Below are 23,088 nucleotides of genomic sequence, written 5' to 3'. Positions count from 1 at the left end.
CCGAATGTCTCCGGCGCGGTCGGCTTCAGACCGCGCGAATCGCCTTCAGCGAATGGCGATGGACCTGGCGACGCTTCTCCTTCGCCTGGTCCGAGCGCTCCGATTCGAGGCGGGCCAGGTACGACGGCGTGATATCGCCCGTAACGTACTCGCCCGAGAAGCATGAAGTGTCGAACTCATGCACCTGCGAATCGTGATGCTGGCAGGCGTGAACGAGATCGGTCAGATCCTGATAAATGAGCCTGTCGGCGCCGATGATCCGCGCCACCTCTTCTTCCGTGCGGCCCGACGCCACGAGCTCCGACGCCGCAGGCATGTCGATGCCATAGACGTTGGGATAGCGCACCGGCGGCGCTGCGGAAGCGAAGTACACGCGACGGGCACCCGCTTCACGAGCGAGATCGATGATCTGTGCGGAGGTGGTGCCGCGCACGATCGAGTCGTCGATGAGCAGGACATTCTTGCCGCGGAATTCGAGGTCGATCACGTTGAGCTTCGACCGAACGGACTTCGCGCGCTGCTCCTGCCCCGGCATGATGAACGTGCGGCCGATGTAGCGGTTCTTCACGAAGCCTTCGCGGTACTTGATGCCCAGCAGCTGCGAGACCTGGACCGCGGCCGTGCGACTCGTGTCCGGAATCGGAATGACCACGTCGATGTCGTGATCCGGCCAGATGCGACGGATCTTCTCCGCGAGCAGGTCGCCCATGCGCAGGCGGGCCTTGTGCACGGAGATGTTGTCGATGATCGAATCGGGACGAGCGAAGTAGACGTACTCGAAAATGCACGGCGTGCTGGTTCCCGCGGGAGCGCACTGCTGGGCGTAGAGCCGGCCCTGTTCGTCGATGAACACCGCTTCGCCGGGGGCGACATCGCGAACGCGGGTGAAGCCGAGCATGTCGAGCGCAACACTCTCCGAGGCGAGCATGTACTCCGACCCGTCGGCGTGTTCGCGCTTGCCGAGCACCAGCGGGCGAATACCGTGAGGATCGCGGAAACCGACGAGACCGTGGCCGACGATCATCGCAACGACGGCGAATCCGCCACGGCAGCGGCGATAGACGGCCTGGAGCGCGGAGAAGATGTCGGCGACCGAAGCGCGCGGCGAGCCCGCCTGCGACAACTCGCTCGCGAGCACGTTGAGCAGGACTTCCGAATCCGAACTCGTGTTCAGATGCCGGCGGTCTTCACGGATCAGGACTTCGGCGAGTTCCGAAGCATTGGTGAGATTGCCGTTGTGGCCGAGGCAGATGCCATACGGCGAGTTGACGAAGAACGGCTGTGCTTCCGAGGCGCTGTCGCAGCCCGCGGTGGGATAGCGGACGTGACCGATGCCGATATTGCCCTTGAGCGCGAGCATGTGCCGATGCTGAAACACATCGCGCACCAGTCCGTTCTGCTTGCGAAGGAACAGCTCGCCTTCGTGGCAGGTCACGATGCCGGCGGCATCCTGCCCACGGTGCTGCAAGACCGTCAGCGCGTCGTAGATCTGCTGATTAACAGGCGAGTGACCGACGATACCGACGATTCCGCACATGAACTCAGACCCTCGAAGACGCCGCCGTCACAGAATTGGGGAGCCGCGCCCGCTCTTCAAGCATACGCATGCCGGTTTCAGCAAACGCCTCAATCCATGACGCACATTCGCTGGCATAGGGAAGCAGGACCGACCGCTTCCACCATTTTACTTCGTTGAGCTGCGCGAATTGCGCGAGCAGAACCAGTGCGGCAATCACCACCGCCCCTCGGATCAGGCCGAAGACCATGCCCAGCAGGCGATCGACCATGACGCTCAGGCCGGAGTGGCGCAGCAGATAGGCGAGGATGCCGGCGATGAGCCAGCCGATCAGCACGATGGCCGCGACGATGAGGATACGGGCTGCCCATGTGCGAACCGGCGGTTCGCCGAGTGCGCCGCCGAGCAGCGGTTCGACGAGCGGTGCATAGCGCCACGCCAGCCACAGTCCGCCCAGCCACGCGAGCAACGCGACGGACTCGCGCACGAATCCGCGATACATGCCGAGCAGCATGGACACAGAAAGCACGCCCAGGATGATGTAGTCAGCGCCGTTCATGAAGTCGGATTCCTCTAGTCCTTGCTACGTCCGTGCGGTTGAAGCGTTTCGCGCTCGTGTCGGTCGCAGTGAAAGAGGAAAAAATGGAAGCCGTATTGCAGCGCGCGAATTCTACCAGCCGCATTCATGACCGACCAATTGCATCCGCGGGCACCGCGGAAAACGATCATTCCGGCAATGAATCCTCAGGGATGCTTGACAACGGTCGCGGCCGGCACGGTCGTTTTGACCCGGCTCAACACTTTCGCCGCCGATTCGCGATCTTTCATCGGACCGATACGCACTCTATAGAGAGTTGCCCCGCCTGATTTGACGGGCATCACAAAAGCCTCGTGACCGTCCGCCTGGAGTTTCCTGACCATCCCGTCAGCAGTTGCGCGGCTCGAAAAGCTGCCGAGCTGTACGGCCCAGCCAGCCGCGGCTGGAACCACCGTCTGCGGCGGGGGCGTGGTTGCCACCCTCGGCGGCGGAGGCTCCGTACGCGTTTCACGCTGCGGCTCTGGTGCACGCTGATCTGGTGCACGCTGGGGCTGAGAAGGAGGCGCGTCGGTCTGCACGGGCACCGGACGTGGTGCTTCAGCCCTCTCGGGTTCAGGGTTTGCCTGAGCCACGGTGGGAGGCGCGGTCTCGCCCGGGGCACTCGGTTCGGGCACCGGCGATGATTCCGGCGGTGGTGCTTCCGTGGGAACCGGTTCGTCGACGATCGCCGACTGCGCGGTCGGCGACTTGGTCAGGTCGATGGTGTACGTCTTGAGAGGTGCCTCACCCGCCGCGGACGCGGGCTCTTCCGGTCTGCGATCAGGGCCGGAAAGCATCTCGGGGATCAGGATGACGGCAGCTGCGACGAGCACTGCCGCGCCTACGAGCCGTTCTTTTACGTGACGTTCCACGGGCGCGAAGTATAAACATCCGCTGCAAGCGATGCCTCGCTGTTATGAACGCTCGCTCGTCCAGCCTTGCTGCTGCAGCCACTCCATTCCGGCTGCAACGGTGAGGAAGGAACCGAAGATCACGACCGTGTCGACCGGCGAGGCAAGATGAGCCGCCTTCACGCACGCGGTGGCGACATCCGGGGCCATCATCGAGACGCTGGCGCCACCTGCCCGCAGCCGCTCGGCCAGGCGCTCCGGAGAAATCGTTCGATCGCCGCTCAGCCCGGCGGCGATCCACTCATCGAAACTCGACCGCAACGCCTGCGCGATGCCTTCCGCATCCTTGTCGCCGAGAATGCCGCAGATCGCGATCGTGCGACCGGTCCTGGAGCGCGCGGCGAGTTGCGATGCCAGCGTCTGGGCAGCAGCCGGGTTGTGCGCGACATCCAGGATCCATTCGTTGCGGCCGCGAATGCGCTGGAAGCGACCCGCGATCCGCACCTTCTGGAGTCCCCGCTCGATCGCCGAGCGCTCCACTGGCAGCCGATCCGACAGCGTTTCCAATGCCGCCAGCACACCAGCGGCGTTGTCGAACTGAATATCGCCGACCAGCGCAGGCGACGGCAGCTCCTGGAACGAGGTCCGGCTGCCTTGCCACGTCCATCGATCGCCATCGCGCTGATAGCGGAAGTGCTGCCCCAACCGCCGCAGTTGAGCGCCGATGGCATCGGCGGTGCCTTGAACGGACGCAGGCATCGACAACGAACCAAAGATCGCAGGCCGCCCTGCCCTGAAGATTCCCGCCTTCTCGCGGCCGATCTGTTCGACGTCGCTGCCGAGCCATTCGCAATGATCGAGTGCGATCGATGTGACGATCGCAACGTCGCTGTCGACGACGTTGACGGCATCCAGGCGTCCGCCCATGCCGGTCTCGAGGACGATGGCATCGAGGCCGGCGGTCTCGAAGATCAGGAACGCGGCGATGGCGTTGAATTCGAAGAAGGTGAGCGTGTCCTCGCCCCGTGCGGCGTCGATCCGCTCGAAGGCTGCCATCAGCGACGCATCCGACACTTCACGGTCGGCGATCACGATTCGCTCGTTGTAGCGAAGAAGGTGCGGCGAAGTGAACGTCCCGACGCGATACCCGGCCTCGCGCAGGATGCTGTTGAGCAGTGCGACGCTGGATCCTTTGCCGTTCGTTCCGGCAACGGTGATGACGGGACAGGACGGTTGCCGCCAGCCCAGCCGCACGAGCGTGCGGCGGATGCGATCGAGCCCCAGATCGATCGTGCTCGGATGCAGCGTTTGCTGCCACGCGAGCCATTCGGGCAACGTGGAGAAGGACATGGCGGCCCGCCCGGCGGCGGAAGTGTGCGTGCTTATGACTGCGGCGGCGCCGGCGACGGCTGATTCATGAACATGGTGATCAAGCCGGCGATGCGATCACGCATATCGCGCCGGTCCACGATCATGTCGAGAGCGCCGTGCTCGAGCAGGAACTCGCTGCGTTGGAACCCTTCGGGCAGCGTTTCACGCACGGTCTGCTGAATGACGCGCGCTCCCGCGAAGCCGATGAGCGCCTTGGGCTCGCCGATATTCACATCGCCGAGCATCGCGAGACTCGCCGACACGCCACCGGTCGTGGGATCGGTCAGCACCGAAACGTACGGAATGCGCTCACGAGCGAGTCGCGCCAGCGCGGAGCTCGTCTTCGCCATCTGCAGCAGAGACAACAATGCTTCCTGCATTCGCGCGCCGCCGCTCGCCGAGAAGCAGATCACCGGCTTGCGATGCTCGATGCCATGCTCGACCGCGCGGACGAATCGCTCACCGACGACCGAACCCATCGAGCCGCCCATGAACTGGAATTCGAATGCAGCCGCGACAACCGGCAGGCTGTGCAGCGTCCCGGCCATGACGATCAGGGCGTCGCTCTCTTCGGTGGTCTTCTGCGCCGTCTGCAGACGGTCGCGATATTTCTTGCTGTCGCGAAACTTGAGCGGATCCTCCGGCTCGACGTTTTCGGCCAGCTCGGTGAACGACTCAGGATCGAGGAAGCGCTCGAGCCGTTCGCGCCCGCCGATGCGCATGTGATGCGAGCACTTCGGGCACACGTGGAGATTGCGCTCGAGCTCGGCGCGGTACAGCACGGCATCGCAGGCCGCGCATTTCATCCACAGGCCTTCGGGGACCGAACGCGTCCGGCGTTCCGTCTTGATCCGCGAAGGCATGATCTTTTCGAACCAGGTCATTGAGAGCGTGTTCCGTGAGCGGTCTCGCAGGAGGCGGCATCTATACTTGGTCCGGGCGAACCGGGCAAGCCAGGCCGAAGATCTCGCCGGCCTCACTGGGGAGGCCAAGTGCCGGATCGTAATGGATTCCCGCCAGGTAAAGCCCGTTCGGCGGCGCCGTGATGCCCCCCACCTTGCGGTCGCGGGCCGCCAGCACCTCGCCCACCCACTCCACCGGTCTATCCCCGCAACCCACCGCGATCAGCGTACCGGCGATGTTGCGAACCATGTGATGCAGGAAGGCATTGGCCGTGACTTCGATGGCGATCAGCTCGCCGCGGCGACGCACCGAGATGCGGGCGAGGCGCCGCACTGGACTGCGCGACTGGCACTCGGCGGCGCGAAACGAGGAGAAGTCGTGTTCACCGACCAGCTGCTGGGCAGCGAGGTGCATGCGCTCGTGATCGAGCGGCTCGCGAACCCAGGTGATGTTGTTCGCGCCGAGCGCCGGACGCACTGCGCGGTTGAGAATGAAATAGCGATAGCTGCGCGCCATCGCGCCGTAACGTGCGTGAAAGCTGTCGGGCACTTCCTTCGCCCACAGGACGGTCACCTGCTTCGGCAGATTCGCATTCGCCCCAAGCACCCAGCTGCGAGGCGTACGCGTCACCTCGGTATCGAAGTGAATCACCTGGATGGCGGCATGAACGCCCGCATCTGTTCGACCGGCCGCAGTCACTTCGACGGGATGATCGGCGACAAACGCAACCGCGGCTTCGACGGCCGCCTGGACGCCACGAGCATCGTGCTGCGCCTGCCAGCCGGCGAACGCACTGCCGTCGTATTCGATACCCAGAGCGATGCGCATCAGAGGAAGGGGATGGCGGATAGCGGATGGCGGATGGGGTTTCGGAGCAAGACCGATCCAACGGACCGAGGAATAGCAGCGACGGCGCAGTGAAGCCGCTTACTCGCAGCCACTGCGCCTCTGACTATCCGCCATCCGCTATCCGCTATCTACTTCCGCATCATCGGATTGAATCGAGCAGCCGCTGCGCTTCCTGCTTCTGGTTCGAGGTGCCTTCTTGCAGCACTTCTTCCAGGATGCTGCGTGCACCGTCCGGATCGCCCATATCCATGTAGGCGCGCGCGAGGTCGAGCTTCGTGCCCACTTCGCTCATCGTGACGGGTTCGAGCTCGGACAGCTCCATCTCGGTCACGACCTGCTTGTTGGTCGGCGCATGGTCATCGGCACCGAGCGCTTCACCCACGTCGAGATCGATCTTCGGGAACTCGCTCGTGCGGTCCGCGAACACGTCATCCGAGAACCGGTCCGAATCGGCACGCGGCTGGCGCAACGTATCGCCGCCGCGCTGCGGAGTTTCATCGAAGCCGCCGAGATCGACATCGAGATCGACTTCACGGGGTTTGCTCATCGAAGCGGTCGAATCGATATCGATCCGCGGCTGTTCGACCGTGTCGTTGCCCGACAGATCGACCTGATCGATGTAGATCGTACCCGTGCTTTCGATATCGAACTTCTCCGGACGCGGTGCTTCCATCGTGCGATCGAGACTGCTCAGCGTCGCGCGATCAAGGCTGGCGAGCGACGGCGCGAGCTGGGTCATCTCGTCGTCGCGCAACACGCGCGATGCGGCCACGGTCTCCTCGGGCGGTTCCTTCTCGAGCGAAGCCGTGTGTTCGAGGGCTCCCGTCGTCTCGAGTGAATCCACATCCAGGCCGAGATCGTCGAGCGACAGCTCAGCCGTCTGCTCCGCGGACTTGCCGAAACCCTGGCTCTCGATCTTCTCGCGCACGGTCTGCGACGAGCGATCCAGCATCGGCGATTCGATCGTCGGTGTTTCCTGGGTCCGGGCGAGCGGATCCATTTCGCGCGTCGGCTCGTCGTCCGATTCCAATTTCGGCTCATCGAGCAGGAAATCGAGATCGGAGCTGCCACCGGATCCGACCGGCGCTTTGCGCTCGCCGCTTGTGAACTCGAGATCGAGGCCACCGGCGTCGTCCGAGGACGGCTCGGCGAACAGATCCACGTCGACGCGGTTCTCGCCGCCTTCGAGGTTGACGTCCACCAGGTCGAGACGGGCCGAACCGGCGTCGCCCTTGAACATCGCGTCTTCCGGCGCGATCTGGCGGCCCATGATCAGCACCTTGTCCCACTCGCCCGCTGCTTCCTGATCGCGGGTGTTGTAGAGATCGCGCGCCGTATCGAGGAACAGGTCGCGGTTGCCCCACACGAAATAGATTTCGAGCAGCTTGAGCTTCAGGTCGCGGCGCTCAGGCTCGCGATCGATGGCGATCTTCACGAGATCCGCGGCCTGGTCGTACAGACCGTAGGCCATGTGGAAATCGGCTTCCGCCAGCGCGTCCTGCTGATCGAGACGGACGGAGGTCTCGCTGCTCAGCGTGTCATCGATCGGCTTCGGTGCGGTGACCGCGGCCGACGGACGCGTCACCGGCGCGTCGTTGCGCACTGCTGTAACAGGCGGCGTGACATCCGCATCACGGAAGTTCGTTACAGGCTCTTCTGCGAAGTCGTCATCGTCGACGCTGAACACGTCAGCGCGTTCGCGTGATGCCGTGGACAGCGAAGCCGCGGACGCCCGCTCTTCACGCGGCTCGAACATGGACGGCGAGAACGCCTCCAGGTCCGGGCTGCCGGCCGCTTCGCGACGACGCTTGAGGAAGACCATGATGACTGACAGCACCAGCAGAACGCCGGCGACCACGAAGGCCCACCAGAACTCGCCGATGCGGCTCATCAGCGACGGTGCGGGCTCCTCGACGGGCTGCGGACGCGGACGCACCGGACGGGCTTGCTTCTCGGGCTCGGCGGCGGGCGTTTCCGTTGCAGCGGGCGGCGTCTCGGTTGCAGCCGGAGGCGTTGCCTGCTCGACCGGTGTCTCTGGCTGGGCTGCAGGCGGCGTTTCAGTCGCGCCCTGCTGTACGCCCGCGAGGCCTGGGCTCGTAACTTCAAGGCGCTTGTCCGGTGCCGTTGCGGGAGTCGTTCCCGTAGCGCCCGGCGCAGCTGCCGCAGCCGGCTGGGTGGCTGCGGACGGAGTCGTCGGCGCCACGGTCGCTGGAGGCGTCTCTTCCGGCGTCACCAGACGCAGGCGCGAGCTTTCGTCCTCACCTTCCGCACGGAATGCGCTGCTCCAGGCCTGCTGCTGCTGAGCCACTTCGGCCGAGGCCTCGGAGCGGGAAATCGTGTCGATCTCGGCGAGATCCGGAACGCGCAGGACACTGCCGGCCTTGAGCCGGTTGATGTTGCCCGCGAACGCCTCCGGGTTGGCCCGGAACAACGCGATCATCGTCTGGTTCTGGGCACCTCCCGAGGCGCCCGGATTCACGCGGCGAGCGATCTGCGACAACGTATCGTTGCGCTGGACTTCATAAGTCCCCGAAATCGACTCAGGCGCGGCGGACGGTGTCGCTGCCGGCGTCGGCTCCTCACTGACGGCCTCGGGCGGCGGGACCGGACGGGTCTGCTCAGGCGCCGGGGTTCTTTCGATACGTCCTTCCGGCTGCGCTCCCGCCTGCGGTGCCGTAACCGGCTTGTTCGCTTCGGGCTGGGACGGAGTGAAGACCGGCGGATCGAGCAGGACCGTGTACTCACGCAGCAACCTGCCGCGGCCCCAGTTGGCCTCGACGAGCAGCGTGACGAACGGTTCGGTGACTGAACGGTTGGATGTGACTTTGATGGTCACATTGCCGTCGCGCGTGCGGCTGACGGCGAATTCGAAGCTGGACAGATAGGCCGGGCGATCGATGCCGTAGCGTGAGAAGAGCTCGTTGCTGGCCAGCGTGACCCGGAGTTCGGCAAGTTCCTCGCGCGTCGGCGCAATGACTTCGATATCCGCGTCGAAAGGCTGGTTCAACGCGGAATTGAGACGAATCTCACCCAGGCCCAGCGCGTACGAGATCGCAGGGGATAGCAGTGCGCCCGTCAGCAGCAGGCGCGGCAAATGTCTTCTCATCAGCTCTCCCGGTACCGTGTCCTGAGGCATCCCTAGGTGCGTTGCCGGCTAGTTATGTAATGGGATCGGCGCGACATTTTTCTGATCAAAAGCTCATGTGCTTCATGACCTTGCGCGCGCAAATATAGCTTACAGGTAGTCTTTTACCAAAATCTCGGCGATCTGGACGCTATTTAAAGCAGCTCCCTTGCGAACGTTATCGGACACAATCCACAGATTCAGACCTCTGTCGTGGCTGATGTCCTCACGAATGCGACCCACGTACACCGGGTCAGCGCCTGCTCCTTCCGTCACCGGTGTCGGGTACCCCCCCGGCTGGCGGTCGTCCAGCACCACCACCCCCGGAGCGCGGGAAAGGATCTCCCGGGCCTGGGCTGCCGAAACCTTCCGCTTCGTTTCGATGTGGACGGCCTCCGAATGGCCGACGTACACCCCGACCCGCACGGCCGTGGCGTTCACGCGGATCGTCTTGTCCTCGAGGATCTTCTGGGTCTCCCAGAACATCTTCATCTCTTCCTTCGTGTAGCCGTTGTCCAGGAAGACGTCGATCTGCGGCACGCAGTTGAAGGCGATCTGCTTGGCGATGACTTTCGCCGTCACCGGCTCGCCCGCCCCGATGGCGCGGGCCTGGGCCGTCAGCTCGTCCATCGCCTTCTGGCCGCCGCCCGATACCGACTGGTACGTCGCGACGTTGATGCGCTCGATCTGGGCGGCATCGTGCAACGGCTTCAGCGCAACCAGCATCTGCATGGTCGAGCAGTTCGGGTTCGCGATGATGTTGTGCTTGCGATAGCCGGCGATCGCATGCGGATTCACCTCCGTCACGACCAGCGGGATGTCGTCCTGGTAGCGGAACTGGGAAGTGTTGTCGACGACAACGCAGCCGGCCGCACCGGCCCGCGGCGCATGAATCTTCGAAGCGCTGGCTCCAGCGGAGAACAAGCCGACCTGCGCCTTGGAGAAATCGAACGTCTCGACATCGAGCACCGGGACATCAATGCCCTTGAACTTGATCGACCGGCCCACGGAGCGCGCACTCGCGAGCGGATACAGCTTGTCGACGGGAAAATTGCGCTGCTCGAGGATCGACAGCATGGTCTGGCCGACCAGCCCGGTCGCGCCGAGGACCGCTACGTTCCAACTTCTGCTCATGACGACTTCATCTCACGGACTTTGCGAAGGAGCCTTGTCTAGCGCGGTGCCACGCAACCCGAGCACGGCGCAAATGGTTGCCAACATTACAATAAACGCCGCACACACATAAGCATCACGCGGTGAAAACGTCGTCCAGATCACACCCGCGAGCAGGCTGCCGAGCAGCCCTCCGCCTCCATACGCGACGCTGCTGAACAATGATTGGCCCGTGCTCTCGAGGCCGCGGGGAAATTCTCGATGGGCTGTCAGTACGATGGCGAAATGCAGGACCGCGAAACTCAGGCAATGCAGAAGTTGCGAGGCCGGCAACAGGACCCGACTGGAAGCAAAGAAGGCGACGACCAGCCAGCGCACCGCGCTGCCGATCGCCGCGGCCATGAAGAGCGCGCGGATCGAGAACCTCGACAGCAGCGTCGACCCGAACGCGAAGATCGCAACCTCCGCCATCACGCCGAGAGCCCACAGCAGGCCGATGGTCCCTTTGCCGTAGTGGTTCATCTCAAGCCAGATTGAGAAGAAGGCGTAGTACGCGCCGCTGCTCATTACCACGAGCGTTGCGACCACGAGCGCGACGAGCACAGCGCGCGATCGCAGCACGTCCCGCAAACCTCGCACCGGCACGAGCCCCGGGGCGACACGCATCGGCGAAATCGTGAGCGTCACGAGAAACGCACAGATCATCGGCGGCAAAGCAAGCCACGGCACCAGCGAGTAGCCGTTGCGGGCCAGCAGCGCACCGCCAATCCAGGATGAGGCAATGAAGCCCACCGAACCCCAAAGCCGCACCCGGCCGTACCGGGCCGAATGCTCGCCCAGATGATTCAGCGTATGCGTGTCATACAGCGGAATGACCGCGTTCCAGAACGCGCCGAAGAGCAGGCTCAGGATCGCGAACTGCAGGAGGCCGGACTGCAGCGGGAACACTGCGAACGTCAAAGCCGCGCACAACGCTGCACCCTGCAACACGCGCGTCGGACGATGCGTCACATCAGCAAGCCATCCGAGACCGATTGGAACGACGGCGCGTGCCGCGGCGACCAGCGCCATCAGCAGGCCAATCTCGAGCGCAGTGAATCCCCTGGCGGCGAGATACGGACTCCAGAACGGCGCGAAGATGCCGACCGCGGCGAAGTACATGAAGTACCCGCCCGCCAGCCGCACGGCGTTCGACTTCACTGAATGCGTGGGATCAGGCTCACGGCGCCTGCGCGGGAATGATGGGTGTCGTGCTCCTGACGTCCCCGTTCTGCGCGCGATGGCGCAGATAGTGATCCATGAGCACCAGCGCGAGCATCGCTTCGGCAATCGGCGTCGCACGCAAGCCGACGCACGGATCGTGACGACCTGTCGTGACCACATCGGTCACGTTGCCGCTCACATCGATCGTCTGGCCCGGAATGATGATGCTCGAGGTGGGCTTGAGCGCGATGCTGACGAGGATGTCCTGCCCGGAAGAGATGCCGCCGAGCACGCCGCCCGCATTATTCGACCGGAAGCCCTGCGGCGTCAGTTCGTCGCGATGCTGCGAACCGCGCTGCTCGACCGCCGCGAAGCCCGCGCCGATCTCCACTCCCTTTACTGCGTTGATGCTCATCATCGCGAAAGCGATGTCCGCGTCGAGGCGATCGAACACCGGCTCGCCGAGGCCGACCGGCACACCGCTGGCGATGACGTTGACGCGAGCGCCGACGGAATCGCCGTCGCGCCGCAGATTGATCATGTACTGCTCGAGCTCGTCGAGCCGCGAAGGATCAGGACTGAAGAAAGGATTGTCGTACGCGGTGTCGATCGACTTCGGTTCCAGCCGGATCGGCCCGATCTGCGCCAGGTAGCCGCGAATCGTGAGCGACAGGCGCTCCTGGAGATACTTGCGAGCGATCGCGCCCGCCGCCACGCGCATTACCGTTTCCCGCGCCGAGGAACGACCGCCGCCGCGATAGTCGCGGAAGCCGTACTTCTGCTGGTAGGTGTAATCGGCGTGCCCGGGCCGAAAACGGTCCTTGATCTTCTCGTAATCCCGCGAACGCTGATCCTCGTTCTGGATGAGCAGGCCGATCGGCGTCCCGGTCGTGCGACCTTCGAAGACCCCCGACAGGATCTGCACGCGGTCCGGCTCCTGGCGCTGGCTCGTGTGACGCGACGTTCCCGTGCGTCGCAGCTCCAGCCAGGGCTGGATGTCGGATTCCGCCAGCTCGAGCCCTGGAGGACATCCGTCCACGATGCAGCCGAGCGCAGGCCCGTGGCTTTCGCCGAAGGTCGTGACGGTGAACAGTTTGCCGAGGGTGTTCCCAGACATAGGTAGGAGAGAAGCGGTTGGCGGTTAGCGGTTGGCGGTTGGTGAAGCGGGAGAGGATTCTAGCCGCTATCGGGAGTCGGCCATCTGCTTCAATTGCTCTGAAGTGAGTAGAAATACGCCGCCGCCGCCGCGGGAGAATTCGAGCCACGTGAATGGGACGCGCGGGAAAGCGTCGACCAGAACGTCTTCGGAGTTGCCGACTTCGGTGATCAGGATGCCGTGGGGTTCGAGATGGTCGTGGGCTTCGGCCAGGATGGTCCGGACGATGTCGAGTCCATCGTCGCCGCCGTATAAGCCGAGCCTCGGTTCGCGGTGATACTCCTCGGGCAAGCCTGCGAGCTCTTCGCTGCCGACGTAGGGAGGGTTGGTCACGATGACGTCGTAGCGGCGGCCCTTCAGAGCACTGAAGACATCCGACCGCACGGCGCGAACGCGATCGGCGACGTTGTGACGCTCGATGTTCATCCGGGTGACCGCGAGGGCGTCATCGGAGATATCGGCCGCGTCGACCTTCGCATCCGGCAACGCCAGCGCGGCGGCAATCGCAATACACCCTGAACCCGTTCCGATATCCACTACCGACCGGATCCGGTCTGCTTCGATCCAGGGTTCGAATCCGGCTTCGATCAGTTCGGCGATCGGCGATCGCGGCACGAGCACGCGCTCGTCGACGTAGAACTCGTGACCCGCGAACCACATCCGATGGGTCAGGTACGCGACCGGCACCCGTTCGCGAATGCGGCGCTCGAAAAGCTGCAGCACATCTTCGCGATGGCGCGCGCTCAGCTCGCGCGAATAGACCTTCGGCGCATCTTCGTGTCGCAAGCCGGCACTGAAGAAAACGAGCTCCGCTGCCTCGTCGAAGGCATTGTCCGTACCGTGACCAAACCACAGGTTCGCCTGCGCAAAAAGCGCCGCGCCATGACGGATCAGATCTTCGACGGTACGCAGTTGTGGGACAGGCATGTTCGTTGGGCGATTCCGAGGCGGTGATCGGGGCTCGACCGTGCAATAATCCGCGCCCCCGAAGGCCGGATTCCGCGACCGAGAGTGATGTCTCGCACCCCATCGATCGTCGTTGCCGCGATTGTCGCCATTGTAGCCATTGCGAGCGGCATGCTGCTCGCGCGCTCGATCCTCGGGGGCGGCGGCTCCACTCAGCTCGGCCTGGCGAGGGCAACCCTTCTCGAGCCCGCGCGGCCCTTGCCGGATTTCACGCTCGTCGACCAGGACGGTGCGCAATTCGGTCCGCAGCGCGTGAAGAATCAGTGGACGCTGCTGTTCTTCGGCTTCACGCACTGCCCTGACGTCTGCCCGACGACGCTCGGCATGCTCGCCCAGACGGAAAAGCAGCTCGCGGACCTGCCTGAAGCGCGGAGACCGCACGTTGTCCTCGTCTCCGTCGATCCGAAGCGCGATACGCCGCAGCAGCTTGCTTCGTACGTGAAGTTCTTCTCGCCCTCCTTCACCGGCGTCACCGGTTCGCAGGAAAGCATTGACGATTTCACCCGCGCGCTCGGCGTACCCGTGGGAATCAGCCCGACCTCGAACGGCGGTTACAACGTCGATCATTCCGCTGCCATCTTCCTGATCGATCCGAACGGCGCGATGCGCGCCCTGTTCTCCACCCCGCACGAATCGCAAGTGATCGCGGCCGACTACCGCCGCATCGTGACTGCGGACTGACGCTGGAATCCCTTCACCGATGACCGACCGCGTTCCGGATTCCGACACTCCTGCAGCGCTGGGCGACCGGCTGTTCGCCGCGCTTCAGTACGTGCTGCCCAAGCATCTGCTGTCGCGCCTCATCTACCACGTGATGCGCGCCGAATCGCCCGCGGTCCGCAAGCTGATCATCTCGTCGTTCCTGCGCGGCTACGACGTCAACATGGCGGAAGCCGTGCAGTCCGACCCCTTCGCGTATCGAAGCTTCAACGATTTCTTCACGCGCGCGCTCAAACCAGGCGCCCGCCCGATCGATCCCGCACCTGCTGCAATCGTGAGCCCCGTCGATGGCACGCTCAGTCAGCGCGGCGGCATTCACGACGGCAAGATCCTGCAGGCGAAAGGCCAGCACTACACGCTTGCCGAGTTGCTGGCGAATGACACCGAGGCAGTCGAGGCCTATCGCGACGGGAGCTTCGCGTGCATCTATCTCGCACCGTACAACTATCACCGCATCCACATGCCGTTCGCAGGTCGCGCACTCAGCACGGTTTACGTTCCTGGTGATCTGTTCAGCGTGAACGCCGCGACTGCGCGCACTGTGCCGAGACTGTTCTCGCGCAACGAACGCGTGATCTGCGACTTCGACACGACGATCGGCCGGATGGCGATGATCCTCGTCGGCGCCCTGTTCGTCGGCAGCATGGAAACCGTGCATTGCGGCGAGATCAACCCACCGCCCCGCCCGCGCAAGGCGGCCGTGCGTATCGATCGCGGCAACGGACGCGACTTCGCGCGCGGCGAGGAACTCGGACGTTTCAACATGGGCTCGACGGTCGTGCTGCTGTTCCAGCGCAATCGCGTGCGCTGGGACGATGCATTCACGAGCCAGATGAAAGTCCAGCTCGGACGCCCGATCGCGCGAACTTCTTCGATTCCCTCATGAGTGACTGGAAACCGACTGCACCCATCGCCACGCTCGAAGTCCGCGCGGGGATGCTCAGAGCGGCGCGAGAATATTTCGCGGCTACACGGGCACTGGAAGTGGAAACGCCGACGCTCAGCGCCGCCGCGGTGACTGATGTGCATCTCGCGAGCGTCGAGGCCACCGCCGTAGGACAGCGCCGCTACCTGCACACTTCGCCCGAGTACGCGATGAAGCGCCTGCTGGCCGCGGGTTGCGGCGATATCTGGCAGATCTGCCGCGTCTACCGCGACGGCGAGTCTGGCCGCTGGCACAACCCGGAGTTCACGCTGATCGAGTGGTATCGGCTCGCCATCGATCATCACGCGCTCATGTCCGACGTCGAGCGACTGATCAGCGCAATGATGCCGACCACGCGCCATTTCGATCGCAGCGAACGCCTCACCTATCGCGAGGCAGTGCAACTGCATGCCGGCGTCGATGCGCTCGAGGATCCGGTGCAGGTTCTCGTCGCGCGACTGGAAAGCGCGGGCATCGAAGTTCCTCCTTCGATTCGCGGCGATCGCGATGGCTGCCTCGATCTCATCATGAGCGTGCTGGTCGGGCCGCACCTGGGACATGATCGGCTGACGTTCATCTACGACTACCCGTCCTCGCAGGCGGCGCTCGCGCAAGCACGCGGCCCGGTGGCTTCTCGATTCGAGGCCTACATGAACGGCATCGAACTCGCGAACGGCTTCCACGAGCTTGGCGATGCGCCCGAGCAGCGCTCGCGCTTCGAGCAGGATCTCGTCGGCCGACGACAGCGGAAACTGCCGCCGATGCCGATCGATGAACGTTTCCTCGGCGCGCTCGAATACGGATTGCCCGACTGCTCCGGTGTCGCGCTCGGTTTCGATCGCCTGGTGATGTGTGCGGTCGGCGCGACGCACATCGATGAAGTGATTGCCTTCCCGTTCGAGCGAGCCTGACCATGCACGAATCGAAGATCAGCCAGGATCTGCCGAAGCCCGAGCTGTACAAGCAGCTCGCGGGCGAGCTTCAGTCACTGATCGCGGGCGAACCCGATCTCATCGCCAACCTGGCGAACACGTCCGCCCTGCTCTATCACTCGCTGCCCGATCTCAACTGGGCCGGCTTCTACCTGATGAAGGGTGGCGAACTCGTCGTCGGCCCGTTCCAGGGCAAACCCGCGTGCGTGCGGATCGCAGTCGGCAAGGGAGTCTGTGGCACAGCCGTCGCGCGACGCACGACGATGCTCGTGCCGAACGTGCATGAGTTCCCGGGGCACATCGCGTGCGATGCGGCGTCGAACTCGGAGATCGTGATACCGATGATCGTGAACGATGCAGTCATCGGGGTCCTGGACATCGATAGCCCGAAACTGGGGCGGTTCGATGAGGAGGATCGGGCGGGAATTGAACGACTGGTGGAGATTCTGGCCAGGAGCTTCTAGCCGCGGGCTACTGGCGGCCGGCCAGAGAAGCAAGCCAAAAAAAAGCTTCGGAACCCTCAGGATTCCGAAGCTCCGTTTCTGGCCAGCAGCCAGTAGCCAGCTGCCAGTGGCCCGCCCAGCGCCAGCGGGCTCTTATCCCTTCGCTCTCTGGATGTACTCGCCCGTCCGCGTATCCACGCGAATCACTTCGCCTTCATTGATGAACAGCGGGACGCGCACCACGGCGCCGGTCTCGAGTTCAGCGGGCTTGCCGCCACCCGTCGCGGTGTCGCCACGAATTCCCGGATCGGACTTGGTGATTTTCAGTTCGACGTGGGCCGGCGGGGTCACGTTCAGCGGCACGCCGTTCCACAGCATCACGACGCATTCCATGCCGTCCTTCAGCCACTTCATCGTGTCGCCGACGGCTTCTTTGCCGGCGGTGTACTGCTCGAACGTGTCCGGAACCATGAAGTGCCAGAACTCACCGTCGGCGTAGAGGTACTGCATGTCCGTCTCGACGACGTCGGCCGCTTCGACCGTGTCGCCCGACTTGAACGTGCGCTCGATCGTCCGGCCCGTCTTCAGATTGCGGACGCGCACGCGGTTGAAGGCCTGGCCCTTGCCGGGCTTGACCATTTCGTTCTCGACGATCGAGTAAGGATCGTTTTCGAGGATGATCTTTACGCCGGCCTTGAATTCGTTGGTGGAAATGCTGCCCATGAAATAGGTCGCCTGAGTCGGTTGCTTACGTGACAAGCAGCTCAAAGTTCCGCAGTCGCTGCAGTGACGGCGAAAAAACGATCTGCGAAAATCCCGGCTTTGTTGGGGCCGCATCGGCGCAGCCCCCCGGAAAAGGGCGCAGATGATAGCCGCAACCTCCATTACAGGCCAGCCAAGGCCGCGCTGGCAGCAGGCGATGGCCGACGCCATCGCCAGCCCGGCCGAGCTCTGCGGCATTCTCGGGCTCGACCCGGCCCAGCTTCCTGCCCTGATCCGCGACCCGGTCGCGATACAGGGTTTCCCCCTGCGCGTCCCCCGTGGGTTCGTCGCCCGCATGCGTCATGGCGATCCCAACGACCCCCTGCTCAGGCAGGTTCTGCCGCTCGACGCGGAATCCTCCGCCACTGCCGGATTTGCCCTCGACCCCGTCGGAGACATGGCGGCCCGGGCGGGCGCCGGGCTCCTGCACAAGTACGAAGGCCGGGCACTCCTGATCGCCACCGGCGCCTGCGCGGTGCACTGCCGTTACTGTTTTCGCCGCCACTTCCCCTATTCGCAGGAAGCCGCGCTCTCCAACGGCTGGCGCGAGGCGATCGACCTGCTGAAAGCCGATCCTTCCATCAACGAGATCATCCTGAGCGGCGGCGATCCGCTCAGCCTGTCGGACCGGCGCCTGGCGCAGCTCACGGAGGCACTGACCACCGTGCCGCATATTCGGCGTCTCCGGATCCATACACGTCAGCCAGTAGTCCTGCCGGAGCGGGTCGATGCGGGACTGCTTCGCTGGCTGTCCGGCCTGTCGCTGCAGAAGGTCGTCGTGATCCATGCAAACCACGCGAATGAGATCGACGACCAGGTCGCCTCTGCCTGTCGGGATCTTGCCGGCTGCAACGTGACCCTGCTCAATCAATCCGTGCTGCTCGCAGGCGTCAACGACAGCGTCGACGCCTTGGCCGACCTGAGCGAGGCGCTGATGTCCGTCGGTGTTCTGCCCTACTACCTCCACCTGCTCGACCGGGTCCAGGGCGCGGCTCATTTCGAGGTCGACGAGGCGACGGCGTTGCGGCTTCACGCAGCACTCCTGCAACGCCTTCCGGGCTATCTTGTCCCCCGGCTGGTCCGGGAAATCCCCGGCGCCGCATCCAAGACGCCCGTCACGCTTGGGGACAGGGACTTGCTGAGAGAATATGTCACCGCGTCCAGCGATTAGCGCCCATGCCGGTTCCGTCTCTGACGAACCGCTAACCGCCAACCGCTAACCGCTTCTCCTTAAGGAGTCCCCGCTTGGCCGAGCAAGCTGCCGTTCCGCTGATCGTCCTGACCCGCCACCAGGACAACGTCGAGGCCGTCAACAGCACGCTGCGCAACGCAGGTCACGCGGTGCGTTGTAACTGGATTCGCGAACTCAACGACCTGGGTGACGCGCTCGCGCAGATCAATCCGTATGCGCTGATCGCTTTCGTGGGACCGGACGCGTCCGACACTGCCAAGGTGATGACGGTCGCGAACCAGGCGGGCAATGGCATCCCCGTCATCATCGCTCGCGACCAGGTCGACGAAGACATCATGGCGGCAGCCATGCAGCAAGGCGCACGGGATGTGGTCACCCTGCGCAACGCAGTCCGCCTTCAGGCAGTGGTCACGCGGGAGCTCACCGCTCACCGCCAGTCGCGGACGCTCAACAACACGCTGCATTCCGCTCGCGAGTACCGCGAGCAGCTCAAATCATTCATGGCCGGCTCCGCCGACGCGCTCGCGTATGTGCAGGAAGGCATCATCGTCGATGTGAATCCCGCATGGCTCGAGATCTACGGCCATCCGACGCCGGACGCTATCGTCGGTACCCCGTTGATGGATGCATTCGATCCCGCTGCGCACGCCGCGCTGAAAGGCGCGCTGGTGGCCTGCCTGCAAGGCAAGTGGTCGGATCATTCGCTGCGCGCCCCCGCCCTGCTGGCCGACGGCTCATCGGTGCCGATCGACATCGAGCTGAGCATCGCTGAATTCGAAGGTGAACCTGCGGTACGCCTGCGGGTTGCTTCGCAGAAGAGCAATGACGCAAACATCGGCGAGCAGCTGACTGACGCGCTGGAACGCGATGCCGCAACGGGAACGCTGCAGCGGAAATTCTTCGTGCAGTGGCTGAAGGAATCGCTGACGCAACCGATCAAGGCCGGCGTGCGGCAGCTCGTATCAATCGAGCCGGATCATCTGAGCGCGGTCTTCGACGATGTCGGTCCGCTGCACGTCGAAGATTTCATCGGCCAGTTCGCCGGCCTCATCAACGAAGTCCGCCAGCCCAACGATCTGATCGGCCGCTTCGGCGATGGAACGTTCATGCTCCTGATGGAGCGCGGCACGACGCGCGACATCGAAACCTGGGCGAACAATCTCGTGCGCAAAGTTGCAGCGCAGGTGCTGCGGATCGGCGACAAGCAGATCTCGTGCACGTGCTCGATCGGCATCGGCATGGTTGATCCGCGTACTCCGAACCCCGCTGCTTCGATCACCGATGCGATCTCCGCGCGCCTCAACGCACAGCAGGCCGGAGGCAACCGCGTCCAGCTGGTCGATCACCTCGAGGAAGACACGCGCCAGCAGGCCGCGGACGAAATCTGGGTGAAGCGCATCCGCGCCGCGCTGATGGAGAATCGTTTCCGGCTCATGCAGCAGCCGATCGCCAGCCTGCTCGGCGAAGAGCGCAGCATGTTCGACGTGCTCGTGCGCATGATCGACGAACAGGGCCAGGAACTGCTGCCGGCGGAGTTCATGTCCGCCGCCGAACGCAACGACCTGATGAAGAACATCGACCGCTGGATCATCGGCGCCGCGATGTCGGTGTGCGGCAGCCGTAAGGTCGAACAGTTGTTCGTGCGCCTGTCGAAGGATTCCGTGCGCGACAAATCGCTGCTGCAGTGGCTCTCGAACCAGCTCAAGGCCTCGCGCGTCGATCCTTCGCACATCGTCTTCCAGGTCAGCGAACAGATCGCGACCGAGTACCTCGCGGACACCGCGGAGCTCGCCGGCGGCCTGCGCAAAGCGGGCTTCCTGTTCGCCCTGGAACATTTCGGCACGGGCCGCGACCCGCAGCGCCTGCTCGCCAACCTGCCGATCAACTACGTGAAGATCGACGGCACCCTGATGCAGGGCCTGGCTGTCGACCAGGGCTCGCAGCAGCGCGTGCGCGAATTCGTCGACCAGGCAAAGTCACGCGAAGTCCGGACGATCGCCGAACGCGTGGAAGACGCGAACACGATGGCCGTGCTGTGGCAGCTCGGCATCGAGTTCATCCAAGGCTATTTCGTGAATGAGCCCGAGCAAGTGACGATGGGGTAAGTCGGCAACGCCGACTGCCCATCGTCATCCCCGCGAAAGCGGGGATCTCGAGACGACGCAGTGGACTCCCGCTTTCGCGGCAGTGAAGGAACTCTGGCTAACGGCTAGCCGCCTTCCTTACTCTCCACTTCCAGCCTCTCCACCTTCCGCCATCCTCTCGGCAGCACCGCTCCGCGCTGCGCGCGCTCACCGCGATAGTCCTTCAGCTCGGCGTACTTCAGCGTCATCTTGCGTTCGCCGGAGCGCACGAGGAGGTTCTGGCCCGGAGAGACGACGGCGATGCCGGCGAGGAATTCCTCGCGGCTTTCCACCTTCTTGGCATTCAGGCCGAAGATCTTGTTGCCCTTGCCGCGAGGCAGCTCGGGCAGATCGCCCACCGGGAAGGCGAGCAGCTTGCCGTCGCTGCTCACCGCGCAAAGCAGCGCGCCTTCGACTTTCGGTACAGCGGACGGCGCCAGCACGCCCGATCCGTCAGGGACCTTGAGCACTGCCTTGCCCGCCTTGTTGCGCGAGAAGAGCTCCTCGAGTTTCACGACGAAGCCATAGCCGGCATCGGAAGCGACCACCCAGCGATCCTCGGGATCACCGATCATCACACCCGCGAACGTTGCGCCCTCTGGCGGATCGATGCGACCCGACAGCGGCTCACCCTGACCGCGTGCCGATGGCAACGTATGTGCGAGCAGGCTGTACGCACGGCCGGTGCTGTCTAGAAACACGGCCTGCTGCGTACTGCGGCCGCGAGCAGCCGCCTGGAACGAGTCGCCCGTCTTGTACGAAAGCGTTGCGGGATCGAGCTCGTGGCCCTTCGCTGAGCGAACCCAGCCGCGCTCCGAGAGAACCACGGTCACTGGCTCCACAGTGACGAGTTCAGTCTCATCGATGGCCTGTGCAGCTGCTCGCTCGACGATGCGCGACTTCCGGTCATCACCGAACGTCTCTGCATCCGCGACGAGCTCGTCGCGCACGAGCTTGTTCAGCTTCGCTTTGCTCTTGAGGATCTTCTCGAGATCGTCGCGCTCCTCGGCCAGTTCCTTCTGTTCGCCGCGGATCTTCATTTCCTCGAGCTTGGCGAGATGCCGCAACTTCGTTTCAAGGATCGCTTCGGCCTGGATCTCCGAGAGATCGAATCGCTTCATCAGAACCGGCTTCGGCTCTTCCTCGCGACGAATGATGCGGATCACTTCGTCGAGATTCAGGTACGCCGCGAGCAAGCCATCGAGGATGTGCAGTCGTGCATTGACCTTGTCGAGACGCCACTTCAGGCGCCGCGTCACGGTATCGAAGCGGAACGTCAGCCACTCCTGCAGGACGGACTTCAGGTCCATCACCCGCGGACGTCCGTCGAGGCCGATGATGTTGAGGTTCACGCGGTACGTGCGCTCGAGATCCGTCGTCGCGAACAGGTGCGCCATGAGCTGCTCGACGTCGACGCGGTTCGAGCGCGGGACGATGACGATGCGGGTGGGATGCTCGTGGTCCGATTCGTCGCGCACGTCCTCGACCATCGGCAGCTTCTTCGCCTGCATCTGCGCAGCGATCTGCTCCTGGATGCGACTCCCCGAGACCTGGTACGGGAGCTGGGTGAGAACGATGTCGCCGTCTTCCATCTCATAGACGGCGCGCGCCCGGATGGAGCCGTTGCCGGTCTTGTAGATCTGGCGAATTTCTTCCTTCGACGAAATGATCTCAGCACCGGTCGGATAGTCCGGCCCCTTGATGCTCTTGCACAGATCGCCGAGCGTCGTATCCGGATCGTCGATCAGCTTCACGCACGCCGCGACCACTTCGCGCAGATTGTGAGGCGGAACGTCGGTCGCCATGCCGACCGCGATACCTGTCGCACCGTTGAGCAACACGTTCGGCACCCGCGACGGAAGCAGCACAGGCTCCTCGAGCGTGCCGTCGAAGTTCAGCTGCCAGTCGACCGTGCCCTGGCCGAGCTCCGACAGCAGCAACGACGCGTACTTGGTGAGACGCGATTCGGTGTATCGCATCGCTGCGAACGACTTCGGATCGTCGGGCGAACCGAAGTTGCCCTGCCCGTCCACCAGCGGATAGCGGTACGAGAACGACTGCGCCATGAGCACCATGGCTTCGTACGCTGCCGAGTCGCCGTGCGGATGGAACTTGCCGATGACGTCGCCGATCGTGCGCGCCGATTTCTTGTGCTTCGAAGCGGCCGACAAGCCCAGCTCGCTCATCGCATACACGATGCGTCGCTGGACGGGTTTCAGACCATCGCCGATGTGCGGCAACGCGCGATCGAGGATCACGTACATCGAATAGTCGAGGTACGCCTTCTCGGTGAACGCCCGCAGAGGCTGGCGCTCGATGCCTTCGAAGTTGAGTGGGGGCTGGGTAGGCATGATGTCCTGAG

The 23,088-nt window shown here is 63.9% G+C and carries 19 protein-coding genes; 6 read left to right on the top strand and 13 right to left on the bottom strand.

The window, feature by feature from the left end; genetic code table 11:
• Positions 1 to 25: 25 nt before the first annotated feature.
• The 11 genes from purF to prmB form a co-directional block, all read right to left on the bottom strand.
• Positions 26 to 1,537 carry an amidophosphoribosyltransferase gene (gene purF / locus HNQ60_RS02100; protein WP_184329364.1) on the bottom strand — a complete coding sequence of 504 codons (1,512 nt, stop codon included), beginning with the start codon at positions 1,535 to 1,537 and terminating at the stop codon, positions 26 to 28.
• 4 nt (positions 1,538 to 1,541) lie between these two features.
• Entirely contained in the window at positions 1,542 to 2,075 is a 534-nt protein-coding gene (locus HNQ60_RS02095; RefSeq protein WP_184329363.1) for a CvpA family protein, read from the bottom strand.
• 185 nt (positions 2,076 to 2,260) lie between these two features.
• Positions 2,261 to 2,926, bottom strand: a complete 666-nt coding sequence (locus tag HNQ60_RS27795; protein ID WP_184329362.1) for an SPOR domain-containing protein — start codon at positions 2,924 to 2,926, stop codon at positions 2,261 to 2,263.
• Between the two features lie 81 nt (positions 2,927 to 3,007).
• A complete protein-coding gene (gene folC / locus HNQ60_RS02085; RefSeq protein ID WP_184329361.1) occupies positions 3,008 to 4,294 on the bottom strand; it encodes a bifunctional tetrahydrofolate synthase/dihydrofolate synthase in 1,287 nt (428 codons plus the stop codon).
• A gap of 32 nt (positions 4,295 to 4,326) precedes the next feature.
• Positions 4,327 to 5,199, bottom strand: a complete 873-nt coding sequence (accD, locus tag HNQ60_RS02080; RefSeq protein WP_184329360.1) for an acetyl-CoA carboxylase, carboxyltransferase subunit beta — start codon at positions 5,197 to 5,199, stop codon at positions 4,327 to 4,329.
• A 40-nt stretch (positions 5,200 to 5,239) separates the two neighbouring features.
• The gene (gene truA, locus HNQ60_RS02075) at positions 5,240 to 6,046 is read right to left on the bottom strand and encodes a tRNA pseudouridine(38-40) synthase TruA (RefSeq protein WP_184329359.1); all 807 of its coding nucleotides are present in this window, start codon (positions 6,044 to 6,046) and stop codon (positions 5,240 to 5,242) included.
• 160 nt (positions 6,047 to 6,206) lie between these two features.
• A complete protein-coding gene (locus HNQ60_RS02070; protein WP_184329358.1) occupies positions 6,207 to 9,173 on the bottom strand; it encodes a FimV/HubP family polar landmark protein in 2,967 nt (988 codons plus the stop codon).
• Positions 9,174 to 9,302: 129 nt separating this feature from the next.
• On the bottom strand, positions 9,303 to 10,325 hold the full coding sequence (locus HNQ60_RS02065; RefSeq protein ID WP_184329357.1) for an aspartate-semialdehyde dehydrogenase: 1,023 nt from the start codon (positions 10,323 to 10,325) through the stop codon (positions 9,303 to 9,305).
• A gap of 12 nt (positions 10,326 to 10,337) precedes the next feature.
• Positions 10,338 to 11,504 carry an MFS transporter gene (locus tag HNQ60_RS02060; protein ID WP_184329356.1) on the bottom strand — a complete coding sequence of 389 codons (1,167 nt, stop codon included), beginning with the start codon at positions 11,502 to 11,504 and terminating at the stop codon, positions 10,338 to 10,340.
• Between the two features lie 19 nt (positions 11,505 to 11,523).
• Positions 11,524 to 12,624 (bottom strand): chorismate synthase, encoded by a 1,101-nt coding sequence (aroC, locus tag HNQ60_RS02055; protein ID WP_184329355.1) that lies wholly within the window; start codon positions 12,622 to 12,624, stop codon positions 11,524 to 11,526.
• A gap of 66 nt (positions 12,625 to 12,690) precedes the next feature.
• Positions 12,691 to 13,590, bottom strand: a complete 900-nt coding sequence (gene prmB / locus HNQ60_RS02050) for a 50S ribosomal protein L3 N(5)-glutamine methyltransferase (protein ID WP_184329354.1) — start codon at positions 13,588 to 13,590, stop codon at positions 12,691 to 12,693.
• A gap of 87 nt (positions 13,591 to 13,677) precedes the next feature.
• Here prmB and HNQ60_RS02045 point away from each other — a divergent pair, with 87 nt between their 5' ends.
• Genes HNQ60_RS02045 through HNQ60_RS02030 form a run of 4 tightly spaced genes read left to right on the top strand, consistent with a single transcriptional unit; the run spans position 13,678 to position 16,670 of the window.
• Positions 13,678 to 14,310, top strand: coding sequence for an SCO family protein (locus HNQ60_RS02045; protein ID WP_184329353.1), 633 nt, complete (start codon positions 13,678 to 13,680; stop codon positions 14,308 to 14,310).
• A gap of 19 nt (positions 14,311 to 14,329) precedes the next feature.
• Positions 14,330 to 15,235: an archaetidylserine decarboxylase gene (gene asd / locus HNQ60_RS02040; protein ID WP_184329352.1), complete on the top strand. Its 906-nt coding sequence runs from the start codon at positions 14,330 to 14,332 to the stop codon at positions 15,233 to 15,235.
• Positions 15,232 to 16,185 (top strand): EF-P lysine aminoacylase EpmA, encoded by a 954-nt coding sequence (gene epmA, locus HNQ60_RS02035; RefSeq protein WP_184329351.1) that lies wholly within the window; start codon positions 15,232 to 15,234, stop codon positions 16,183 to 16,185. The genes asd and epmA overlap by 4 nt, the downstream gene beginning before the upstream one ends.
• Positions 16,186 to 16,187: 2 nt before the next feature.
• On the top strand, positions 16,188 to 16,670 hold the full coding sequence (locus tag HNQ60_RS02030) for a GAF domain-containing protein (RefSeq protein WP_184329350.1): 483 nt from the start codon (positions 16,188 to 16,190) through the stop codon (positions 16,668 to 16,670).
• Between the two features lie 132 nt (positions 16,671 to 16,802).
• On the opposite strand, the gene efp is transcribed toward HNQ60_RS02030, so the two are convergent.
• Positions 16,803 to 17,372, bottom strand: coding sequence for an elongation factor P (gene efp / locus HNQ60_RS02025; protein WP_184329349.1), 570 nt, complete (start codon positions 17,370 to 17,372; stop codon positions 16,803 to 16,805).
• A 142-nt stretch (positions 17,373 to 17,514) separates the two neighbouring features.
• Between efp and epmB the strand changes: the two genes are divergently transcribed.
• Positions 17,515 to 18,582: an EF-P beta-lysylation protein EpmB gene (gene epmB / locus HNQ60_RS02020; protein ID WP_184329348.1), complete on the top strand. Its 1,068-nt coding sequence runs from the start codon at positions 17,515 to 17,517 to the stop codon at positions 18,580 to 18,582.
• Between the two features lie 74 nt (positions 18,583 to 18,656).
• On the top strand, positions 18,657 to 20,708 hold the full coding sequence (locus tag HNQ60_RS02015; protein WP_184329347.1) for an EAL domain-containing protein: 2,052 nt from the start codon (positions 18,657 to 18,659) through the stop codon (positions 20,706 to 20,708).
• Between the two features lie 104 nt (positions 20,709 to 20,812).
• On the opposite strand, the gene parC is transcribed toward HNQ60_RS02015, so the two are convergent.
• On the bottom strand, positions 20,813 to 23,077 hold the full coding sequence (gene parC, locus HNQ60_RS02010; RefSeq protein ID WP_184329346.1) for a DNA topoisomerase IV subunit A: 2,265 nt from the start codon (positions 23,075 to 23,077) through the stop codon (positions 20,813 to 20,815).
• Positions 23,078 to 23,088 lie beyond the last annotated feature (11 nt).

It is taken from the genome of Povalibacter uvarum (genome assembly GCF_014202975.1).
Lineage (GTDB): Bacteria > Pseudomonadota > Gammaproteobacteria > Steroidobacterales > Steroidobacteraceae > Steroidobacter > Steroidobacter uvarum.
This window is presented reverse-complemented; position numbering and strand designations above follow the sequence as displayed.